This is a genomic window from Leyella lascolaii (assembly GCF_900079775.1).
GTDB classification, from domain to species: Bacteria; Bacteroidota; Bacteroidia; order Bacteroidales; family Bacteroidaceae; genus Prevotella; species Prevotella lascolaii.
Map to the genome: position 1 here is coordinate 99,595 of NZ_LT556044.1, position 19,971 is coordinate 119,565.

Genomic DNA, 19,971 nt, shown 5'->3' on the forward strand with positions numbered 1-19,971 from the left:
ACGTTGTTCCTTTGCCACCGTGAACACGGAGACACCTCCGGAAATGTACAACCAGTTAAAACATCATCAATATGAGTAAATGCAAGACAGTAACCTTGCGCAAGCGCAAGATCAAGAACGGTACACAGTATTCGCTGTGTCTGGACTATTATCCCGGCTACCGTGACAACACCACCATGAAAGTGATAACACGTGAAGCTCTGGGTATTTACATTTTTGCCAAACCTGCCAACCAGCAGGAGCGTGACTTCAACGCACGCATGATGAAGAAGGCAGAGATACTCCGCAACAGGCGTTACGAAGCCATCTTCAACGAGAACAACGGCTTCTTTGACAAGGCCAGGATGAAAGGGGATTTCCTCGCCTACTTCAAGGAACTGGCAGACAGAAGGAATATCAAGTGGCAGCACGTCTACAAACACTTTGAACGGTTTGTAAATGGCAAATGCACCTTTGAAGAGGTGGACGTGGACTTGTGCCGCAAGTTCATGGAGTACCTGCTGAACGCTCCCCAGACCATACATACCAACCAAAAGCTGCATATCAATTCTGCGGCGGGCTACTGGTCGGCTTTCCGTGCCGTCCTGCACACGGCCTACCGTGACAGGAAGATAAAGGAGAATCCCAACGGCTTTCTGGACCGTATCGAGAGTATTCCCACCATGAGAGAGCATCTGAGCCAGGAGGAACTGATACGGCTTGCCGAAACGCCATGCGAGGAAGAGGTTCTGAAAAGAGCTTTCCTTTTCGCCTGCCTGACGGGATTGCGGAAGAGCGACATCAGGCAGCTTACCTGGCAGCAGATACAGCCGTATACCAACGGCAAGATGTTCGTGACCACCCGTATGCAGAAGACGAAGCAGATTGTACACAACCCCATCAGTGATGAAGCCTACGGACTGCTCGGGGAACGGCATGAAGGACTTATCTTTGAGGGCTTCAAGGACAAGATGCTGCAGGGGCCCCTGAAGCGTTGGCTGTCGGCGGCAGGCATAACCAAGAAGATAACCTTCCATTGTACCCGGCATTCATTCGGAAGCCTGCACGTGGAAATGGGCACGGACATGGCTGTCATACAAGCCTGTCTGGGACACAAGAACATTACCACCACACAAATCTATTCCAAGATGGCTGCACAACAGATGTGCGAGGTGGTGGACAAGATAACCCTGAAACACAAGGAAGCATAGGCCTTGTTTCAGGATATTCAGGGGGAGCGGTTATTGCGTGCAGGCTTTAACCGCTCCCTCAGTTTCTGATGGCACCATTCCTTAAAAAGTCATTATAGTATGATATTTTGGTATGATTCCGGACTTTTGGTGAAAAACATTGAAAAAGAAACCGCCAACCAAGGCTAATGAGCAATAATTGGAAGAATACCATTAAATTTGCAAAGACCTGACAGTTACAAGTAATAACCGAAAAAAACGATATGGAACCAACGATAAAGGACAAATACATCATTCTGGGATTCATCGGCGTTGCCATCTGCCTGATTTCCTTTTTTATCACGCTGATTGTCTCCGCAAGTTTCAATCAGGACAATTTTGTAAGGCTGATAGTCTTTGTATGCAGCAACATTCTCGGTTGGCTGCTCTATCTCTCTTTCCAGACGGTCATTTTCGACTCATACGAGATCTGGAAACTCAAGTCCAGCAAGAAAAAGGCATCTGCCGGAATCATAAGGGCTCAGGAAGAACAGCTACAGGATGCAAATGAACCTGCAGCTCCGACACCAATGCCGACAAACAGGGAAGCAATCCCGGATATAAAACCGGTAGAGATTGCCATTGCCCCGGAACTGCACGAAAAGAATCGTGCCAGCTATGAGGACAGACAGAAGCAGGAAGAGGCGGAACGGATCCGCATGGTCATGGAGTACATCCACTTCGTCATGCCCCGTATTGCCGACAAGGAGACCGTCAACCATATCTGTGCCGAGGTCAACAAGTGGATGTGCCTTCACAGCTACAAGCCCAAGCCGATAACAGGACGGCTGACCAGGGAGATTACCAACATTCCGCTCCGCCATTTCGTGTGGAACATCTCCGAGCGTTTCATGTACAAGAAATACTACAACGGGGACAACCGTGCCAATTTTATCAAGACCCTTTTTCCACGTGAGTTTGCCGACACGGATATAGCGACCATAAAGAACTTCAAGGTCGATCCGTCAAAGACGCTTATTCCCATTGACGAACCCGAAAACGGCAGTCTGGACTTCCATTATCCCGAAGATTATGCACGGAAAGTGAACAGTTGACCGTTTCCCGGGGATATAACAACAATAACGACAAGTATCAGGCAACACGTAACAGCCTGTATCTCATTGTTTCCCGAATAGCTTTGCCCGTCATTCACGGTTGGGCATCGTTATTTGGGAATTATTTTGCAATGACATCCCGTGAATATCTTCACGGCCATATCATTGCGGTCCTTTGCGCCAAGCCTTACAAAAGAGGCGAGTACGCAAATGGAAAAAACAGTGATTACATTCAACGACCTACCGGAGGTCGTAGCCCAGCTTCGGGACGAAGTGATGAGCTTGAGAAGCCTGCTTACCGAGCAGCGCAGTGTGAACAATGCAAAGGCGGTGGACACCCATGTCCCCATGTCCGTGGATGAAGCGGCGGAATATCTCGGTATTCCCAAGGGAACGCTCTACATGAAACTGTCGGACGGAAGCATTCCGGCCACCAAGCCCGGCAAACGCTATTGCCTTTACCGTGACGAACTGGACAGATGGCTGGAATCCTCCCGCAAGAATCCCGTACCCCTGTCCGATGAGGAACTCAGCGAGTCCATGTCCTCCTCCCATCGCCGCAAGCCCGGCCAACGTAACTGGTAAAAGCCATGGAAGAGGACAAGAACTATATCAGCATGATCCATGGCGACCTGACAAGGGCAGCCCAGATGCAGAACGGTATGCCGGAAAATATCGGCGTGATGAGCATAAAGACCGCCAACCGGACCATACTCGAAGCATCGCAGCTGCCCACGCCCCGTGCGTTGTGGGACAGTTTCTGGTACGAGGGGGAACTGTCCTGCCTCTTTGCGGATTCCAACGTGGGGAAATCCATCCTTGCCGTGCAGATAGCCGACCGTATCGCCCGGACTGACAACGTGCTTTATCTGGACTTTGAACTCTCTGAAAAGCAGTTCCAGCTCCGCTATACCGACGAGTACGGAAAGCCTTACACCTTTCCCGAAAGGCTGTACCGGGTATCGCTTGACAGCGACGCCCTTCTGGATGCCGACTTTGAAGGGACAATCATCGGCAGCATCGAACAGATGGCACAGCAGACCCGCTGCAGGATCTTCATCGTTGACAACCTTACTTACCTGTGCTGTGCCATGGAGAAAGGCGATGCGGCGGGACGGCTGATGATACAGCTCAACAATCTCAAAAAGAGATACGGGCTTTCCATCCTTGTCCTGGCACACACCCCAAAGCGTTCACTGGACTGTCCCATCACGTCCAACGACCTTGCCGGAAGCAAGCGGCTCTACAATTTCTTTGACAGCGTGTTTGTCATCGGGAAAAGCGCACTGGACGGGGGACTCCGCTATGTGAAGCAGCTTAAGGTCCGTTACGGGACATTCTCGTATGATGCCGACAATGTGATTGTCTATGAGATTGAGAAAACGGATGCCTTCCTGCAATTCGTGTTCAGGGGCTATTCAACCGAAAAGGAACACCTGAAGAAACCGGGTGACAACGAATCGGGACAAAGGGATTGCCTTATCCTGCAACTGTCCCAATCCGGGAAGTCAGTCCGGGAGATAGCCTCGCAGGTCAATTGCGGCAAGTCCACCGTCAGCCGGATAATCCAGCGCAGCAAGGAGGACAGGAACGCAGCTGTCCCTGCTGTCCCGCTGTCCCGTCCCAAGGAGAACGGGACAATGGGACAGGTGGGACAGCATGGGACAGATGGGACAAGCGGGACAGCAGGAGAAGCAAGGCAGGCGGAGCTGTTTGCAGGACATGAAAAGGAGGACAAACCATGAAAAAGCAGCCTGCACACGGCTGTATGCCAGCCGACCGTATCATTTGCAGAACATGGGAGCATACAAACCGGGCCCTGATTTTCCAGAGTGTCCCGGGGTGTCCCAAGTGTCCCACTGTCCCAGCCTTTAGGGGACGGGACAGCGGGACAACAGTAGAAAACCAAACATCAAAAAAAGTCATGAGCAACTATTCATTACAGAAATATAAAGGAACGTCAACACGGCATACCTGTCCGAATTGCGGGGACAGACGTTCCTTTGCCTACTATGTGGACGAAAGCGGTACGCCCCTTCACCCGTCAGTCGGCAGATGCAACCACGAAAGCGGTTGCGGGTATCATTATACGCCCAGACAGTATTTTCACGACCACCCCGAATGCCGGACCGCCGGTGATTTCTCTTCCGGCAGACAATGTATGGCGCAGAAGCCCAAGCAACCGCTGCAACAGACAGCCATCGGTTACATACCGCCGCACTATGTGGAGAAATCGCAGAGCGTGCATAGCAACTTCTGCCGTTTCCTTTCAGTACTGCTTGATTCCTATTACGGCAGCAAGGCAAAGGAAGTGCTGGAACGGTTGATGGAGGATTACCGTCTGGGAGCTACCCGTGACGGTGCGGTCATCTTCTGGCAGATTGACCGGGAGAACAAGGTGCGGACTGGCAAGGTGATGCAGTACAATCCCGGGGACGGACACCGTGTAAAGGACGGACATGCATCGGCAGTGAACTGGATACACAGCATACTGAAAAGGCAGCGGGTGCTGGCGGAGGAATGGCAGCTTTCCCAATGCCTTTTCGGGGAACACCTGCTGAGTGTCTATCCTGACAAGGTGGCGGTTCTGGTGGAATCCGAGAAGAGTGCCGTTATCGGTTCCGCCCTCTTCCCCGATTATGTATGGCTGGCGGCAGGAGGCAAAAGCCAGTTGCGGGAGGAAAAGCTCCGTGTACTGAGCGGACGGACCCTACTTCTCTTTCCAGATGCCGATGCCTATGCCGAATGGAAAGAGCGTGCCGACGGCATGACCTTCTGCAAGGTGATGGTGTCTGACCTCATAGAGAAGAACGCAACGCCGGAGCAGAAGGCGGCACATATCGACATAGCCGACTGGATAATTTACCAGATACGGGACAGCAGGATAAATTGTACAGCTGACCATCTGGTGGAAGCGGAAAGAATCCTGCTAAGAATGACAGGAAAGAACCCCGCCCTTCAAAAGCTGATAGATGATCTGGGGCTTGTGCTGGTCAGTGCATCCCTAATCGGCAGCGGTGACGGAAACCCTCCTTAACGGAGGAGAGCGGAAACCGGAGGTTGTAGTGTCGGACAATGGCTTGCCATTGATATAGCCCACTATAACTACACGCTTCGCTTACGTAGTTGTGGGCTCTCCCGAGAGGATTAGGGTTTTACCCTAATAACCCACTCAGGGCGTTTCTCCCCTGAGAACCCAGAGCAAAGAGTGACCCTCTCTTTGCAATCTCCGCTTATGGGTTGCACCCCTAAGAACCCCATGCGTTTACGGACAGCGGAAAAGCTAACAATAAAGTACAAACCAAAAAACAAGTATCTATGGCAACAAAATCAAGCATACATATCAAGCCCTGCAACATCGCATCGAGCGAGGCTCACAACAGGAGGACTGCCGAATACATGCGCCACATCGGAGAGTCCAGAATCTATGTCGTTCCTGAACTATCCACCGATAACGAACAGTGGATAAATCCCGACTTCGGCAGTCCGGATTTGCGGACGCATTATGACAATATCAGACAGATGGTAAAGGAAAAGACCGGACGTGCCATGCAGGAAAAGGAGCGTGAACGCAAAGGCAAGAACGGTAAAATAGTCAAGATTGCGGGATGCTCCCCCATACGTGAAGGAGTGCTGCTTGTCAGGTCGGACACCACACTGGCAGACGTGCGTAAATTCGGTGAGGAGTGTCAAAGACGCTGGGGAATCACACCGCTGCAAATCTTCCTGCACAAGGATGAAGGGCATTGGCTGAACGGTCAGCCGGAAGCGGAAGACAGGGAAAGCTTCAAAGTCGGGGACAGATGGTTCAAGCCGAACTATCATGCCCATATCGTTTTCGACTGGATGAACCACGAAACAGGAAAGAGCCGAAAGCTCAATGACGATGACATGATGCAGATGCAGACCCTTGCATCCGACATCCTGCTGATGGAACGCGGGCAGTCAAAGGTTGTCACTGGTAAGGAGCATCTGGAACGGAACGACTTTATCATTGAGAAGCAGAAAGCTGAACTGCAACGCATGGATGCAGCCAAACGGCACAAAGAAGAACAGATAAATCTTGCCGAGCAGGAACTGAAACAGGTGAAATCAGAAATACGCACTGACAAGTTAAAGAAGACAGCCACCACGGCAGCGACAGCCATAACTAGTGGAGTTGCTTCTCTTTTCGGGAGTGGAAAACTGAAAGAACTGGAACGTGCCAACGAAAAACTGCAAGACGAGGTTTCAAAACGGAACACCAATATTGAAAAATTGCAGAGCCAAGTACAGCAGATGCAGAAACAGCATGATACGCAAATCCACAATCTCAGAGAAATGCACAGGCAGGAACTTGACATGAAAGAAAAAGAACTGTCACGGCTCGCCAGAATCATAGACAAGGCTTTTAGGTGGTTTCCGATGTTCAGGGAAATGCTGCGCATGGAAAAGTTTTGTGCCATGCTGGGATTCTCTAAAGAAATGACTGAAAGTCTTATAGTCAAAAAAGAAGCCCTGAAATGTAGCGGTAAAATCTATTCCGAGCAACACAGGCGGAACTTTGATATAAAGGATGATATTTTAAGGGTGGAAAATGACCCTGACGATGAAAGCAGGCTGAACCTGACAATAAACAGGAAGCCGATTGCCGACTGGTTCAGGGAGTAATGGCACAGGCTTAGATATGGAGCAAGAGTGCCGCAACAGGAAGAAAGAAAAAGTAGAGGATTCAAATTATAATAGAAGCAATTTGATTAGTAATCTAAAAGCACTCCGATAACGATTAGAGTGCTTTTAGATTACTAATCATTAATTATCAAAGCAAGTGCAGTTTAAGATTTTACTGAAGTTTGCATTAATAAAGAATATACTACAGCTGATATATGCGCAACATATTGTGACGCTTGTGATTCATTTCCCTTGAAATCCTTAACAAATACCGCTAAGGTATAACTGATATTATTAGGCAGACATATATAGGCAACATCATTGTGAGCTGCAAGAACACCATTTTCATTAACATAACCTGAACCTGTCTTATGCGCTATAACAACCCCTTCTTTATCAAGAAGTGGAGCTGCTATCCTATCTACACCTGTTTTGCATTCTTTTAACGTATTCTTAATGAAACTTTGTTTCTCATCATCGATAAGACCTTCAGTAAACAAACGATTCATCAACATTGCAGCACCAAGAGGAGATGTATAGTTAGAGTAAGCCTTGTTATGGTCAGCCGACATTTCCTCTTCCGTATAAGCTATCTGAAAACTTGAACGAGGAATGAGTGTGGCTATAAAACTATCTGTTTGAGCGACATTAACCATATCCTTAAACATAAGGTTGCTTGCATTGTTGTCACTCTGAGTAAGAGTATAACGCAGCAAATCTCTCACTGTCAATGATATGACTGGCCCTGAATAATCTTTCAGCATAGGACTCCAAGTCTTTGGGTCAAGTTTATCCCTATTTATATTTACTAAGGTATCAAGTGAAATTCCTTTATTGTCAAAGTCATTACAAAGAGCTAATGCCTGATGAACCTTAAACACACTCATCATAGGATAAACACTCTTATTATTGACCTTAACCGTATCTCTGTTATTAACAATAACCGCCACACCAATTTCGCCAGGACAAGCTGAGACAATTTGAGAAATGCTATCAGTCAAAACATTTGTTAAAGGAGGATTTGCGCTATCTTTTGTCGCTGATTTATGGAACAATGAAAATACCAAGATGAAAATGCAAACTAAAGCTATACACAAAACTACGATTTGTTTTTTTCTGTTTTTTCCCATGTTTATATTATTTATATTTGTTTGACGAGAATATCTTTATTTGCCGACAAAGGTACATAACTTTACGGAAAAATATGTTTCTAAAATATATAAATAGACAGCTGTGGGGAAAAATTAGATAATTAAAAAGGCTAAATGACTGAAAATAATCACTTAGCCTTTTAATCCGTACCCAGACCCGTACTTCGTAATTGCTGCGCCCATCATTCAAGACTGTCAAATCGGGTCTTTCCTGTCAAGCCAATGATGCCTATGCGTATGCCAAACACATGGATTACGGATTTCTCGTTCCGTGAACAAACACTTTATCCGCAACTCTGCTATGTGGTGTATTGGCTTAACTCCATTTCTATGGGCAACACTTTTGTTGCAGATTTCAAGCAGCTTTTATCGAAATACCCATCAGTAAGAACCCGTTTATTAGGCTTTCCTCATAATTGGGAACAAGAGCCTTTGTGGAGATAAAATAATTGCCCTGTTTCTTAAAACAATAGTTCGTTAAATTTTCCAGGCCCTAAGCGGCCCTGGCAGTAAATAAAACCAGTTCTTTGAAAAGTTTGTCAATAACTTGTGAGTCCGGTTGCAGACCGAACACGCAAATAAATCGATTGAGCATATAAGCGTTATGGATGATCGACTTGCAGGATGATATTGAGAACGGTATTCCCAGTTCCTTGCAGGCGACCTTGGCGATATTGATGCTAGCGAATGATGCGTTCCTANAGCGACTTATGCAATACTTTTATTGCCTAATTATCAATATTTTAGACAATTTTTCAGAGTCTTTTCTAGACCTTTTACAGCTTGCTCAAGCGATAGTTATTGACAGTATTTCAATGAACTTTTATATAGTGAAACCGGATAGCCGGCTTCAAATGTTTAACTTTTAGCGCGGTAAATTTTTACCGAAGTATTGTTAAAAAGCACTGGGGCAAACCAGCTCCGTCTTTAATTGTTTCCAATAAATGGATTGTTTCAAGCCCCTATAGAAAGAGAACAAAAATTCCTGTGTGAAAATTAATCTACGACAAGGAGCAAGCAAGGAGCAATATCAAACAAAAATCAATACCTTTGCAGTACATATGAGATAGACCAAAACAAAAGTGGAATATCGGAAACGAATAGCAAGGAAAAGAGAAGAAACGACCCAAGTTGATGTCCTTTTTGAGTTAATAATCAATAAAAGCGTTAAATCTTCACCTTTTAGAATGTGCAATTAAAAATAACAACCATATTTCTGACTTATTATCTATAAAATATTGAGTAATAATCGGTTGTAAATACATTGACTGTATGTAACACGTTTTATTATGTATGGAACAGAGTATTTTATTATATGTATTTGTTGCATTATCGTATCAAGATTTTGGGAAACAAATAATTTACCCATAGCAGTTATTATGATTGTAGGATTAGCTTTTAACATAGCGTCCATAATATATAAAAGTATAGTTTATAAAAAAATGACATAAGAAACATTATAGAGAAATGCTTTATATTGATTGGAAGTATAATATTGTTTGTGGGAATTATATTACTATTTAAAAATTGAGAAATTCTTATGGATATAAAACATATTCCTCACAGAATTATATGCTTTCCAAGATATTATAAAAAATGGAAATGTAAAATATTCAGCACCGGTCTAAAGATATGACAGGTTCTGTTTTCAAAGAAAAAGTTATGAGTGATTTAAATATGACAATAGGAAAGCTATTAAACTTTTACCGATATATTTTGGGAAACACCCATGTTTTCAAAGTCTTCCGGTCAATGTCTTAACAGGAAATTTCCTTGAGAATAATATCGTACAAAAACAATTCGATATGCCGTATTTACTGATGTGACAATTTGTAATTATGAGTTTATTAATCGTATATAATTTGTTTTTACTATGTATGAAATAGAGTATTTCATCCTATGCATAACTTTCATCGTTGTATTAAGATTTTGGGACACGAATAATTTACCCATTGCAATTATTATGATTATAGGATTGACATTTAATATAGCATCTGTAATATATAAGAGTATTTTTTATAAAAAGAATGATATAAAAAATATCATAAGAAAAATCCTGATATTGATTGTAAGTATTGTATATTTAGTGTCAATCATATCATATCTTAACAGCTGAAAACTTCAGGGAGGGAATAATACTCCTCCCCGGGTCATATTTACTGTTATGCTTAATATCGTTAATACGTATTTTATGTTTGGAAGACGACTGCAACTCATCATAATAATGTGTTCATTTCGTGTGTCAAAAAAGTGCAGATATTATATAATACTTTCCTTGAATTATCGGAGCGAATTGAAATTATAATACAACATTTACAGTTATGATTACTGTCAATTCCATGCTTCACGCCTGTTTGATTCATTGGGGTATTGTGGATGTTTCTTTTTATTTTTCGTAAAAACAGTACCAGCAAACGCGATGAGAACTTGCTTTTAAATATCCGAGCGCAGCCTGTTTTATTTTAAAACAATGATGGCGTACGCCCAGTAGAGACGCAAAATCTTGCGTCTCCAGGGCAAAAGTCGCAGTAATGACGTGCTTCCCTTCACTTCGGTTTTTGCACATTCCTTCTTGTGAGACGCAAAATTTTGCGTCTCTACTTTGGATAGTCCGCGTATAATATCGCGTTACTTTTATGTATTAGACGGTGTCGATGGCGCAATAAGTTCTTGCTTTTAAATTGTCGAGCGCATCCTGTTTTATTCAAAACAATTATGGCGTATGCCCAGTAGAGACGCAAAATTTTGCGTCTCCCGGGCAAAAGTCGCATCAATGACGTGCGTCCCTTCACCTCGGTTCTTGTACATCCTTTCTTGTGAGACTCAAGATTTTACGTTTCTACTTTGGATGGTCCGCGTATAATATCGCGATATTTTCATGTATTAGACAGTGACTGCGACGCAATAAGAGTTTGCTTTCATATTTGCCATGTGCGCCTGTTTGTCAAAAAATACAGTCTATAAAAGAAAAACTTTTTTATTCAAATTTTATTATATCGTATATTTTTATTATCTTTGCACCCGAATTAAGGTTTCGTAGCTCAGTTGGATTAGAGCAACAGCCTTCTAAGCTGTGGGTCCTGGGTTCGAATCCCAGCGAAATCACCGAAAGACTCCCGAAATCAGAAAATACACTGACTTACGGGAGTTTTTTGCGTTAATATCGGACATAAATTATTCATTTTCAGATAATTCAAATTGCCATATGTCATATTGTTTTATCCTAAATATTGTATAAGAATCACTTTTATTAGTTTTATATATGTATTAGTCATTACATGAGTTCGGGATTAAAATAAACTGAAATAAGTTCGAAATCCTTTAAATAAGGCGTTTCTTTATCTTTTGAAATTTATCCGTCACAAGAAAAATAAATCTTGACCTATAAGAAAAGTCATATCATATGAACAGCCTTCTTGATTTTGTTATAGATGTGTAAGGTTACGTCAGGACGTAGCTGAAAATAGTATGGCTTAAGCAGGATGGAGTAGGGATGAGTAGCTTTCAAGCAGGCTGAATTTATTTTACTGCTGTTTGATGACGGTGTCTGGCTTAAATCGTATACCGTGATGTCTCTATGTATGAAGTAAAAAATATTGACAAAATATTTCAACGAAACAGATTTGTGCGACAACCTGAAAATAGGTTTAAAGCACGTTTGCCTATACTGTTTTTCGATATAATTGATATAATGGAGAAATCGTGGATTACTTTTCCAACAGACACATCTTCTCGTAATTTCGTAACAAACTATATGTTGCACCGTATCTTTCGACAGAAATTCGTGTATTCTGTCTTTTTTGAGAGATGTCGGGTTATTTCACTATGCTTCAAATAAAATATCTTACCATCGGAAAGACTGTTTCATACCTCCATATAGCCTTTATTGTGAGCTCATATGGGCATTCCTGTCACATGAGAAAGCCTTTTCCGTAACGTATAAAATTGTTTTCTAAGATATAAAGCATGCGATATGCCTATATCCGGTGTATTATGTTGATGTGTCAAAAAACGCGCGTACGTTTACAGATGGGTTTCTGTTTGAGTCTGGGCGATTCTCAGCGACTTCACGCTGTCCGAATATTCCTTCTTTATCAACTATATCGTGATTATTTGTCATGTGGTATTTCTGGTAGAGTTATATTAATCCGCACGTCATAAGCGTAAGCGAAAGGTTGTTGTTATACAGTCCTAAAACGATACGATTAGTGTCAGTGCATGAGTGCAATAGATGTATACAATATAAAAAAACTCGACCATTAATCTATAATGGTCGAGTTTTTTATTGTCATTTTACTGTTTTGCCAGATTGTAAGGATAAATATTCCTATTATCTTACACTGAACTTATATGCGACATGACTGTAGTATTTCTCTCCAGGTTTCAGATAAGGAGACGGCCAGCCTTTCTTGTTTGGTGAGTCCGGATATTTTTGTGTCTCAAGACAAACGGCAGATTGTTTCGGATATGCAATACCCTTCTTGCCTTTTATTGTCCCATCCAGGAAGTTGCCGGTATAAACCTGAATGCCAGGCTCGTTTGTGAACACTTCCATAAAGATGCCGCTTTCGGGAGAGTACAGAGAAGCTGCAACCTTCTTGTCATCGCCCTTTCCGTCCTTATATGTATTCAGACACCAGTTGTGGTCATAGCCTTTGGCATTTTTGATTTGTTCAAATGTAGTATCTCCGATTGTCTCGTACAGAGCATGGCGCTTTGTGAAATCCATAGGCGTACCATATACGTCTCTTATCTCACCTGTTGTCATGAATGTGCTGTCAGCAGGAGTGAATTTATCTGCATTTATATATAAAACCATATTTGTACCAGCCTTTGACGGGTCACCGGAGAGGTTGAAATAAGAGTGGTTTGTCATGTTTACGACAGTCTCCTTGTCTGTTGTCGCCTCAAATTTCATGTCCAGAGTGTTGTCGCTCAGCAATGTGTATGTTACAGTAGCAGTGACGTTGCCGGGGAAATTGTTGTCACCATCAGGTGAGTTCATTACCAGCCTTAAGGTAGTATCATTGAGCTGCTCTCCTTCATATACCTGATATTGCCATCCTGACGGTCCTCCATGCAGACAGTGTCCATAGTTGTTTATTGGAAGCTGTACCTTTTTACCGTCGATGGTCAGCTGTCCTTTGTTTATACGGTTGGCATAACGGCCTATAGCTGCACCGAAATCGCTCGGACTGTTTACAGAGTCTGCATATTGTGCAATGTTGTCAAAACCTAAAACTACATCCGTTGGAGCGTTGTTCTTATTGGGTACACATATTGAAACAACACGTGCTCCAAAGTTTGTCACACATACTTCTGCTTTCTCGTTCTTGAGTATGTACAACTGCACTTTTTTGTTGTTAATTATAGTGTCAAACTTTGCCGGGTCAAGTCCTGATTCTGTTAGATTCGCGTTACCACCGGCGCATGAGGATATTAATGTAACGACAGAACCCAATCCTAATAAAATGTTTTTTATATTCTTCATATTATTAAATCGTAGATTTATTATTAACTGATTTAAAGACCATTAGCATATTTTGCGTGAACCGTCGCCGATAACAACATCGTATACTTTAGGCTCTTTACCGTATTTGGCGTAATACTTTTCTTTTGCGTCTGCAATGAATTTATCATACAACTCTTCTTTTACAAGATTGATTGTGCATCCGCCGAATCCGCCGCCCATTATACGGCTGCCGGTAACACCATTTTCTTTTGCTATGTCATTAAGAAAATCAAGTTCTTCGCAAGATACTTCATATTCTTTGCTTAAACCGTAGTGAGTCTCATACATCTTTTGTCCTACAGTTTCATAATCACTGGCATTCAATGCATCACATACAGCAAGTACACGGTCTTTCTCGCCAAGAACAAAATGAGCGCGCTTGTAATCCTCCTCGCTTATCTCTTCTTTCACCTCATCAAGTTGTTCCCATGTGCAGTCGCGAAGAGTCTCAAACTTAGATTCTGGATGTTTGGCTGCGATGTGTTTGACTACATTCTCACAGCTGTTGCGTCTGTCATTATAAGGTGAGCCTGCAAGTTCGTGCTTAACGCAAGAATTAAGTAATACAAGTTTATAACCGACAGGTTTGAACGGGAAGTACTCGAATTCACGGCTACGGCAGTCAAGGCGCATCAGACAGCCTTCCTTACCGAACACGCTGGCAAACTGATCCATTATGCCGCAATTTACTCCACAATAATTGTGTTCTGTTGCCTGTCCGGCAAGAACCATATCCCATTTGCTTACTTTATTGTCTCCGAAAAGATCGTTTAATGCAAATGCAAAACAACTTTCAAGCGCGGCGGAGGAAGACATTCCAGCGCCTAATGGCACGTCACCGGCGAATGCAGTGTTGAATCCTTTCACGTCAACGCCCAATTTTTTCATTTCCTGTACAATTCCGTAGATATACCGTGCCCAGCTTGCACGTGGTCCGTTCGGATCGTCGACTTTAAATTCCACACGGTCTTTGAGATCGATGGAATAGCACATGATTGTGTCAAGTCCATTCGGGCGAATCTCTGCCATAATGCCTTTATCTACCGCACCTGGGAAAACATAGCCACCGTTATAGTCAGTGTGCTCGCCTATAAGATTTATCCGACCGGGTGACGTGTATATATTTCCTGTCTTGCCATCAAAGTGTTTAATAAAACGACTTCTTACATATTCAATATCCATAATAATAAATTTTAAAGTTATGTGTTAGTAATTCTGAAAATCGGTTTATAATATAAAGAGGATGTGTCTGTGCGAAGCATCCTCTTTACTTGTATTTACACTGGAATATCCTTGTTTACATTTTTACATCCGCTTACTCCGTAATAGAGAATGTAAGCAAGCATCGCAATAACAAGCCAGTAACTTGTTATGTATCCAGCAGATGAAGCGATGAGATTCTGAATGAGAGGCATCACACCTCCACCGACTACCATTGTCATAAATATACCTGATGCCGCAGCTGTATATTTGCCCAAGCCTTCTACTGCAAGGTTGAATATTCCACCCCACATGACGGATGTGCAGAGACCGCAAAGAACAATAAACAGACACTTTACTGGAACTTCAAACATTGCGAAACCGTCTGCCGCACTATATCCGGGCATCGACATTTGGAGATTTGCCGGAAGGAATATGGCAATAAGCAATAATATTATGGCAGTTGCCGCAACCGTAATAATCTGTGCTCTTGTAGATACATAACTGCTGATAAAGCTGCTTGAAAAACGTCCTACCAACATCAGCATCCAATATATTGCGGCAATGGCGCCTCCAATGGCGGCTCCGTTTGGAATGCCTATACCTCCGTCGCTTACCGGATTAGCCAAATAGAATGTAAGCTGTGATGGTATTCCTACTTCGATACCGACATAAAAGAAAATTGCTATAACACCCAATAATGTGTGACGGAAAGCCAATGGAGAATGCTCCATCTTTTCCTTTTTGTTTTCTCCCTTCTTCCTGAGGTGAGGCTCTGGTATTGTAGCGAATGAAATGACAAGTATTGATACTGCAAACACACCCATTGCAATGAACAGCAGTGGAGATACGTCACTCATGGCTGTCTTGTCAGTTACCTGACCGATAAGAACTCCAACAAACAGAGGGGTCAATGTCGCTGTGAGTGAATTGAGAGAACCACCGGTCTGAATTAACTGGTTACCTCTGTTTCCACCTCCTCCAAGCAGATTGAGCATTGGGTTTACAACTGTGTTGAGCATACATACGCAAAAACCACAGATAAATGCTCCAAGCATGTAAATGATGAAATTTAACATTACAGACTCACCATTTACAGTAAATACAGCGGTGTCGGCTCCGACTATACTTGAAAGGTATTGTACGGCAAGACCAATAAAACCTACTGCCATTGCTAAAATGGATGTTTTCTTGTAACCTATTCTTTCAAGCATCATGCCGGCAGGAATTCCCATAAACAGATAGGCAAGAAAGTTCATCATATTACCCATCATACCTGCCCAAGAATACTGGTTACCCCAAATCAAACCAAATGGAGCTGCAAGATTTGTTACAAATGAAATCATTGCAAAGAGAAACATCATTGTTATAATGGCAATAATGCTGCTCTGTTGTTTTGTTGAATTTTCCATTTTTCCTTTAAATGTTTTTGTTATTATTGTTTAAAATATTTATTATTATAATCGCTTATTTGTCAACTCCGAATTTATATATGGTTTTTTGAGTATATCGTTCATCCGGCATTAATATAACTGAGGGGAAGTAAGGGTGGTTCGGGGTGTCTGGGAAATGCTGTGCCTCAAAACATATTGCGCTTCTGCGCGGGAAAGTAGCGCCGAATTGTCCCTTATATCCGTCTGCCCAATTGTCTGTATACAATTGCATTCCGGGTTCTGTAGTGTACACTTCCATTGTGCGTCCGCTTTCTTTTTCTGTTATTCTGGCGGCAAAACTTAATTCTCCTTCTTCTTTCTTGTTTAATACATAGCAGTGGTCGTATCCGGCTCCATTCCTGATTTGCTCATCATCTGCATCTATGTCCTGACCTATTGTTTTAGGTGTTCTGAAATCGAAGGGTGTGTTTTTGACGAATCTTATTTCACCTGTAGGTATTGAAGTCTCATCTATTGGCAAATAATAATCTGCATTTATTTCGCAGATTAAGTTTTCTATTGTGGGTGTAGGATTCCCAATACCGGCAAGCGAGAAGAATCCATGGCTCGTAAGATTGATGACTGTTTTTTTATTTGTTGTAGCCATATAATCAATAATGAGTTCATTCTCATCATTAAATGTATATACAACGGTTACTTTCACTTCACCGGAAAATCCTTCTTCACCGTATGGACTTACATACTTTAACACAAGTGTCTGGGTGTTCATCTGTAATGCGTCCCACACTTTGGCGTTAAATCCATGCTTTCCTCCATGTAAGGAATTTGGTCCGTTATTTATGGGAAGATTATAGACCTTGCCATTTAGCTGGAATTGTCCCTTACAGATTCTGTTTCCGTACCGTCCTATTAATGTAGACAGATACGGCTCTGGAGAATTGATGACATCGACAATATTGTCATGACCTTGTATGACATTTGCCATTTTTCCATTTTTGTCGGGAACCATTATTGCGACTATTGCTCCTCCGTAATTAGTTATTGCAACTTCATTACCCAGTGCGTTTTTAAGGATGTACAAGTCTGTCTTTTTCCCATTTATTGTGGTCTGGAAATCTTTATGTTTCAGACCGCAGATGTACTCAGCTTCTTTTATGCTCATACTGCAATAAGTTTTTAGTTATGTCTTATTATTGCAAAGTAACTGAAAAAAAACGAATTCGGCAAAAGAAATATTCAAAAATGTATTTTTGTCCTGTGTTAAAAACCATTAAGCAAAATGCACTTGTTGTTTTACTTACTATGTTGTTGCCGTATATAAAGTAACAAATCAGAAACAATATAACTGCTACCTCCTATAAATATCATATCATCAGGTGTTGCCATTTTTTTTGCAGCAGTATATGCCGATGGCACATCGTTATAGCAATCTCCTGCTAAACCGTGCGTCATTGCTTTCCGTTGTATGTCTTTCTCCGGAATGGCTCTTTTTGACTGTGGCTTTGTAAAATAATAATGTGCATTTTTAGGTAACAGGCACATCACCCCATCAACATCCTTATCGTTTACCATACCGAAAACAATGTGTAGTTTATTGTATTTCTGTACTTGCAGTTGTCGGCTGATATAAGTCCACCCTCCTACATTGTGTCCCGTGTCGCAGATGACAGATGGATTGGAACCTATCTTTTGCCACCTTCCAATCAGTCCGGTAAGTCTGCATACATTATAAAATCCATTGTTTATTGAGCCTGTATTCTTTATTATATGTTGGTTATATAAAAATCTTACTGCGTGTAGTATGGTGTTTGTGTTTTTTTTCTGATATAAACCGCCCAATTCTCCCTGTATTATTCCGAAGCTTCTGGTGTTGTAGGTAATGCCGCCATCTTCATTCATAGTGAATGATATTATTTCGTCATTTTCATCTGCGTATATAATTTCAGCATTCATGCTCTCCGCGCAGGTTTTGAATACTGGTTTTGTCTCATTGGTGGTTTCTCCAATGATTACCGGTATATTTTGTTTTATAATACCGGCTTTTTCCTTTGCTATTTTTTCAAGTGTGTTTCCGAGAAAATTAGTGTGGTCGAAACTGATATTTGTTATTATTGAAAGAATTGGAGTTATAATATTTGTGCAATCCAGTCTTCCGCCAAGACCTACTTCTATTATTGCATAATCGACATGTTGTTCTGCAAAATATTTAAAAGCCAATGCCGTTGTTACCTCAAAAAAAGACGGGTGGATTTTTTCAAATAAACTTTTTTCTTGATTTACGAATTCAATGACATATTCTTTACTTATACACTCACCATTGATTTTAATTCTTTCTCTAAAATCCATGATATGTGGAGATGTATATAATCCCACTTTATATCCGTCATTTTGTAAAATAGCAGCTAAGGTGTGTGAACATGAGCCTTTGCCATTTGTTCCTGCAATATGTATGCTTTTAAATTTTCTATGAGGATGACCAAAATGCTCATCCAGCAGATATGTATTATCCAATCCCTCTTTATAAGCTGAAGCACCGATGTGTTCAAACACCGGTGCTATATTGAATAAATAATTTACCGTTTCAAGATAATTCATTATTCTTTATATATTATGTTATGATTCTTGAATCATTGTTATTCGGAAAAGTGGAAAGTTTAATTAAAATAGCTTCTGAATTTTTCAAAGATAGACTTTTTATCTGTATCATCTCCCTTGAAGTTCTTACTTTCTTTTAGGCTTTCTATTGTTTCCCTTTCATTTTTATTTAATGTTTGTGGAATATAAACACTAATATTAACAATTATATCTCCAATCCCACTCCCATAACCATGTATTGCAGGCAGGCCTTTTCCTCGAAGTCTTAAAGTCTTACCCGGTTGTGTTCCTGGTTCTATTTTTATTTTTACTTTAGTACCGTCTATCGTAGGAATCTCAACGGTATCTCCCAATATTGCGGTCGGAATATCCAGCAGCAGATTATAGATCAAATCGTTTCCGTCGCGAATGAACGTATCTTCCGGTATTTCGGAAATATAAACTTGAATATCTCCATTAATTCCATTGCGAGGTCCGGCATTTCCTTTTCCGGGGATGTTTACAATCATACCATCAGCAACTCCAGCTGGAATTTTTATCTCAACGACCTCTTCTCCTTTTATAACGCCTGTACCCTTACATTTTTGGCACTTGTTTTTTATAATTGTTCCATCTCCATGGCAGGTCGGACATTCACTCTGTGTCTGCATTATACCAAATGCAGTTCTGACAGAGCGCATTATTATACCTGCTCCATGGCATGTCGGACATGATTCCGCGTGACTGCCAGGTTCAGCTCCACTACCATTACAATGTGTACATACGACGTCCTTTTTTACTTTGAACTTTTTGGTAATTCCGGTAGATATTTCCTGTAGGGTAAGAGACACTTTCATTCTAAGATCCGTACCACGGTATTGCGGTCTCCTGTCTTGGTTGCTGCCGCCGGTATTTCCAAAGTTGCCGAAAATATCCCCGAACATGGAGAAAATGTCATCCATAGAGAATCCGCCCGATCCACCAAATCCGCCAAAGCCACTGTTCGGACCGTCAAAACCGAACTGATCATATTGCTGCCGTTTCTGAGGATCATGCAGGACATCGTATGCCTCTGCCGCTTCCTTGAATTTTTCTTCAGCCTCTTTGTTCCCTGGATTTCTGTCAGGATGATATTTTATGGCAATTTTTCTGTATGCCTTTTTTATTTCATCTTCTGTAGCGTTTTTACTGACGCCTAAGACTTCGTAATAATCTCTTTTTGCCATT

12 protein-coding genes, 1 tRNA gene and 2 pseudogenes are annotated in these 19,971 nt (G+C 42.0%); 7 read left to right on the plus strand and 8 right to left on the minus strand.

Going from position 1 to position 19,971, the window contains the following annotated elements; genetic code table 11:
* Positions 1-71: 71 nt before the first annotated feature.
* From BN4609_RS10110 to BN4609_RS10135, 6 genes and pseudogenes are all read left to right on the plus strand, one after another.
* Positions 72-1,190: a site-specific integrase gene (locus BN4609_RS10110; RefSeq protein ID WP_057259280.1), complete on the plus strand. Its 1,119-nt coding sequence runs from the start codon at positions 72-74 to the stop codon at positions 1,188-1,190.
* A 242-nt stretch (positions 1,191-1,432) separates the two neighbouring features.
* Positions 1,433-2,263 (plus strand): transposase, encoded by an 831-nt coding sequence (locus BN4609_RS10115; RefSeq protein ID WP_068856575.1) that lies wholly within the window; start codon positions 1,433-1,435, stop codon positions 2,261-2,263.
* Between the two features lie 210 nt (positions 2,264-2,473).
* Positions 2,474-2,848 (plus strand): helix-turn-helix domain-containing protein, encoded by a 375-nt coding sequence (locus BN4609_RS10120; protein WP_007758558.1) that lies wholly within the window; start codon positions 2,474-2,476, stop codon positions 2,846-2,848.
* Between the two features lie 5 nt (positions 2,849-2,853).
* On the plus strand, positions 2,854-4,008 hold the full coding sequence (locus BN4609_RS10125; RefSeq protein WP_057259283.1) for an AAA family ATPase: 1,155 nt from the start codon (positions 2,854-2,856) through the stop codon (positions 4,006-4,008).
* 179 nt (positions 4,009-4,187) lie between these two features.
* The gene (locus tag BN4609_RS10130) at positions 4,188-5,300 is read left to right on the plus strand and encodes a DUF6371 domain-containing protein (RefSeq protein WP_068856576.1); all 1,113 of its coding nucleotides are present in this window, start codon (positions 4,188-4,190) and stop codon (positions 5,298-5,300) included.
* A 281-nt stretch (positions 5,301-5,581) separates the two neighbouring features.
* Positions 5,582-6,985 (plus strand): annotated as a pseudogene (locus tag BN4609_RS10135) (mobilization protein).
* A 92-nt stretch (positions 6,986-7,077) separates the two neighbouring features.
* On the opposite strand, the gene BN4609_RS10140 reads toward BN4609_RS10135, so the two are convergent.
* Positions 7,078-8,043, minus strand: a complete 966-nt coding sequence (locus tag BN4609_RS10140) for a CfxA family broad-spectrum class A beta-lactamase (RefSeq protein WP_057259305.1) — start codon at positions 8,041-8,043, stop codon at positions 7,078-7,080.
* Positions 8,044-8,557: 514 nt separating this feature from the next.
* Positions 8,558-8,761: pseudogene (locus BN4609_RS17190) on the minus strand (transposase); the annotation flags it as partial.
* A 2,333-nt stretch (positions 8,762-11,094) separates the two neighbouring features.
* On the opposite strand from BN4609_RS17190, the gene BN4609_RS10150 reads away from it, so the two are divergent.
* Positions 11,095-11,169, plus strand: a tRNA-Arg gene (locus tag BN4609_RS10150).
* A gap of 1,225 nt (positions 11,170-12,394) precedes the next feature.
* Here the strand turns inward: BN4609_RS10150 and BN4609_RS10155 are convergent.
* The 6 genes from BN4609_RS10155 to dnaJ all read right to left on the minus strand — a co-directional run bounded on the left by BN4609_RS10155 (position 12,395) and on the right by dnaJ (position 19,970).
* The gene (locus BN4609_RS10155; RefSeq protein WP_068856578.1) at positions 12,395-13,555 is read right to left on the minus strand and encodes an aldose epimerase family protein; all 1,161 of its coding nucleotides are present in this window, start codon (positions 13,553-13,555) and stop codon (positions 12,395-12,397) included.
* Positions 13,556-13,597: 42 nt separating this feature from the next.
* Positions 13,598-14,758, minus strand: coding sequence for a galactokinase (gene galK / locus BN4609_RS10160; protein ID WP_068856579.1), 1,161 nt, complete (start codon positions 14,756-14,758; stop codon positions 13,598-13,600).
* Positions 14,759-14,853: 95 nt separating this feature from the next.
* The gene (locus tag BN4609_RS10165) at positions 14,854-16,188 is read right to left on the minus strand and encodes an MFS transporter (RefSeq protein ID WP_021993748.1); all 1,335 of its coding nucleotides are present in this window, start codon (positions 16,186-16,188) and stop codon (positions 14,854-14,856) included.
* A gap of 55 nt (positions 16,189-16,243) precedes the next feature.
* Positions 16,244-17,332: an aldose epimerase family protein gene (locus BN4609_RS10170; RefSeq protein ID WP_068856580.1), complete on the minus strand. Its 1,089-nt coding sequence runs from the start codon at positions 17,330-17,332 to the stop codon at positions 16,244-16,246.
* 131 nt (positions 17,333-17,463) lie between these two features.
* On the minus strand, positions 17,464-18,765 hold the full coding sequence (locus tag BN4609_RS10175; protein WP_068856581.1) for a bifunctional folylpolyglutamate synthase/dihydrofolate synthase: 1,302 nt from the start codon (positions 18,763-18,765) through the stop codon (positions 17,464-17,466).
* A gap of 59 nt (positions 18,766-18,824) precedes the next feature.
* Positions 18,825-19,970 (minus strand): molecular chaperone DnaJ, encoded by a 1,146-nt coding sequence (gene dnaJ, locus BN4609_RS10180; RefSeq protein WP_021993745.1) that lies wholly within the window; start codon positions 19,968-19,970, stop codon positions 18,825-18,827.
* Between the last annotated feature and the right edge of the window lies 1 nt (position 19,971).

What these genes read in the sequence shown, in the direction of transcription:
- BN4609_RS10115 (WP_068856575.1), top strand. Translation starts at nt 1,433, where the DNA reads ATGGAACCAACGATAAAGGACAAATACATCATTCTGGGATTCATCGGC.
- galK (WP_068856579.1), bottom strand. Translation starts at nt 14,758, where the DNA reads ATGGATATTGAATATGTAAGAAGTCGTTTTATTAAACACTTTGATGGC.
- BN4609_RS10170 (WP_068856580.1), bottom strand. Translation starts at nt 17,332, where the DNA reads ATGAGCATAAAAGAAGCTGAGTACATCTGCGGTCTGAAACATAAAGAT.
- BN4609_RS10175 (WP_068856581.1), bottom strand. Translation starts at nt 18,765, where the DNA reads ATGAATTATCTTGAAACGGTAAATTATTTATTCAATATAGCACCGGTG.
- BN4609_RS10140 (WP_057259305.1), bottom strand. Translation starts at nt 8,043, where the DNA reads ATGGGAAAAAACAGAAAAAAACAAATCGTAGTTTTGTGTATAGCTTTA.
- BN4609_RS10130 (WP_068856576.1), top strand. Translation starts at nt 4,188, where the DNA reads ATGAGCAACTATTCATTACAGAAATATAAAGGAACGTCAACACGGCAT.
- dnaJ (WP_021993745.1), bottom strand. Translation starts at nt 19,970, where the DNA reads ATGGCAAAAAGAGATTATTACGAAGTCTTAGGCGTCAGTAAAAACGCT.
- BN4609_RS10155 (WP_068856578.1), bottom strand. Translation starts at nt 13,555, where the DNA reads ATGAAGAATATAAAAAACATTTTATTAGGATTGGGTTCTGTCGTTACA.
- BN4609_RS10165 (WP_021993748.1), bottom strand. Translation starts at nt 16,188, where the DNA reads ATGGAAAATTCAACAAAACAACAGAGCAGCATTATTGCCATTATAACA.
- BN4609_RS10110 (WP_057259280.1), top strand. Translation starts at nt 72, where the DNA reads ATGAGTAAATGCAAGACAGTAACCTTGCGCAAGCGCAAGATCAAGAAC.
- BN4609_RS10120 (WP_007758558.1), top strand. Translation starts at nt 2,474, where the DNA reads ATGGAAAAAACAGTGATTACATTCAACGACCTACCGGAGGTCGTAGCC.
- BN4609_RS10125 (WP_057259283.1), top strand. Translation starts at nt 2,854, where the DNA reads ATGGAAGAGGACAAGAACTATATCAGCATGATCCATGGCGACCTGACA.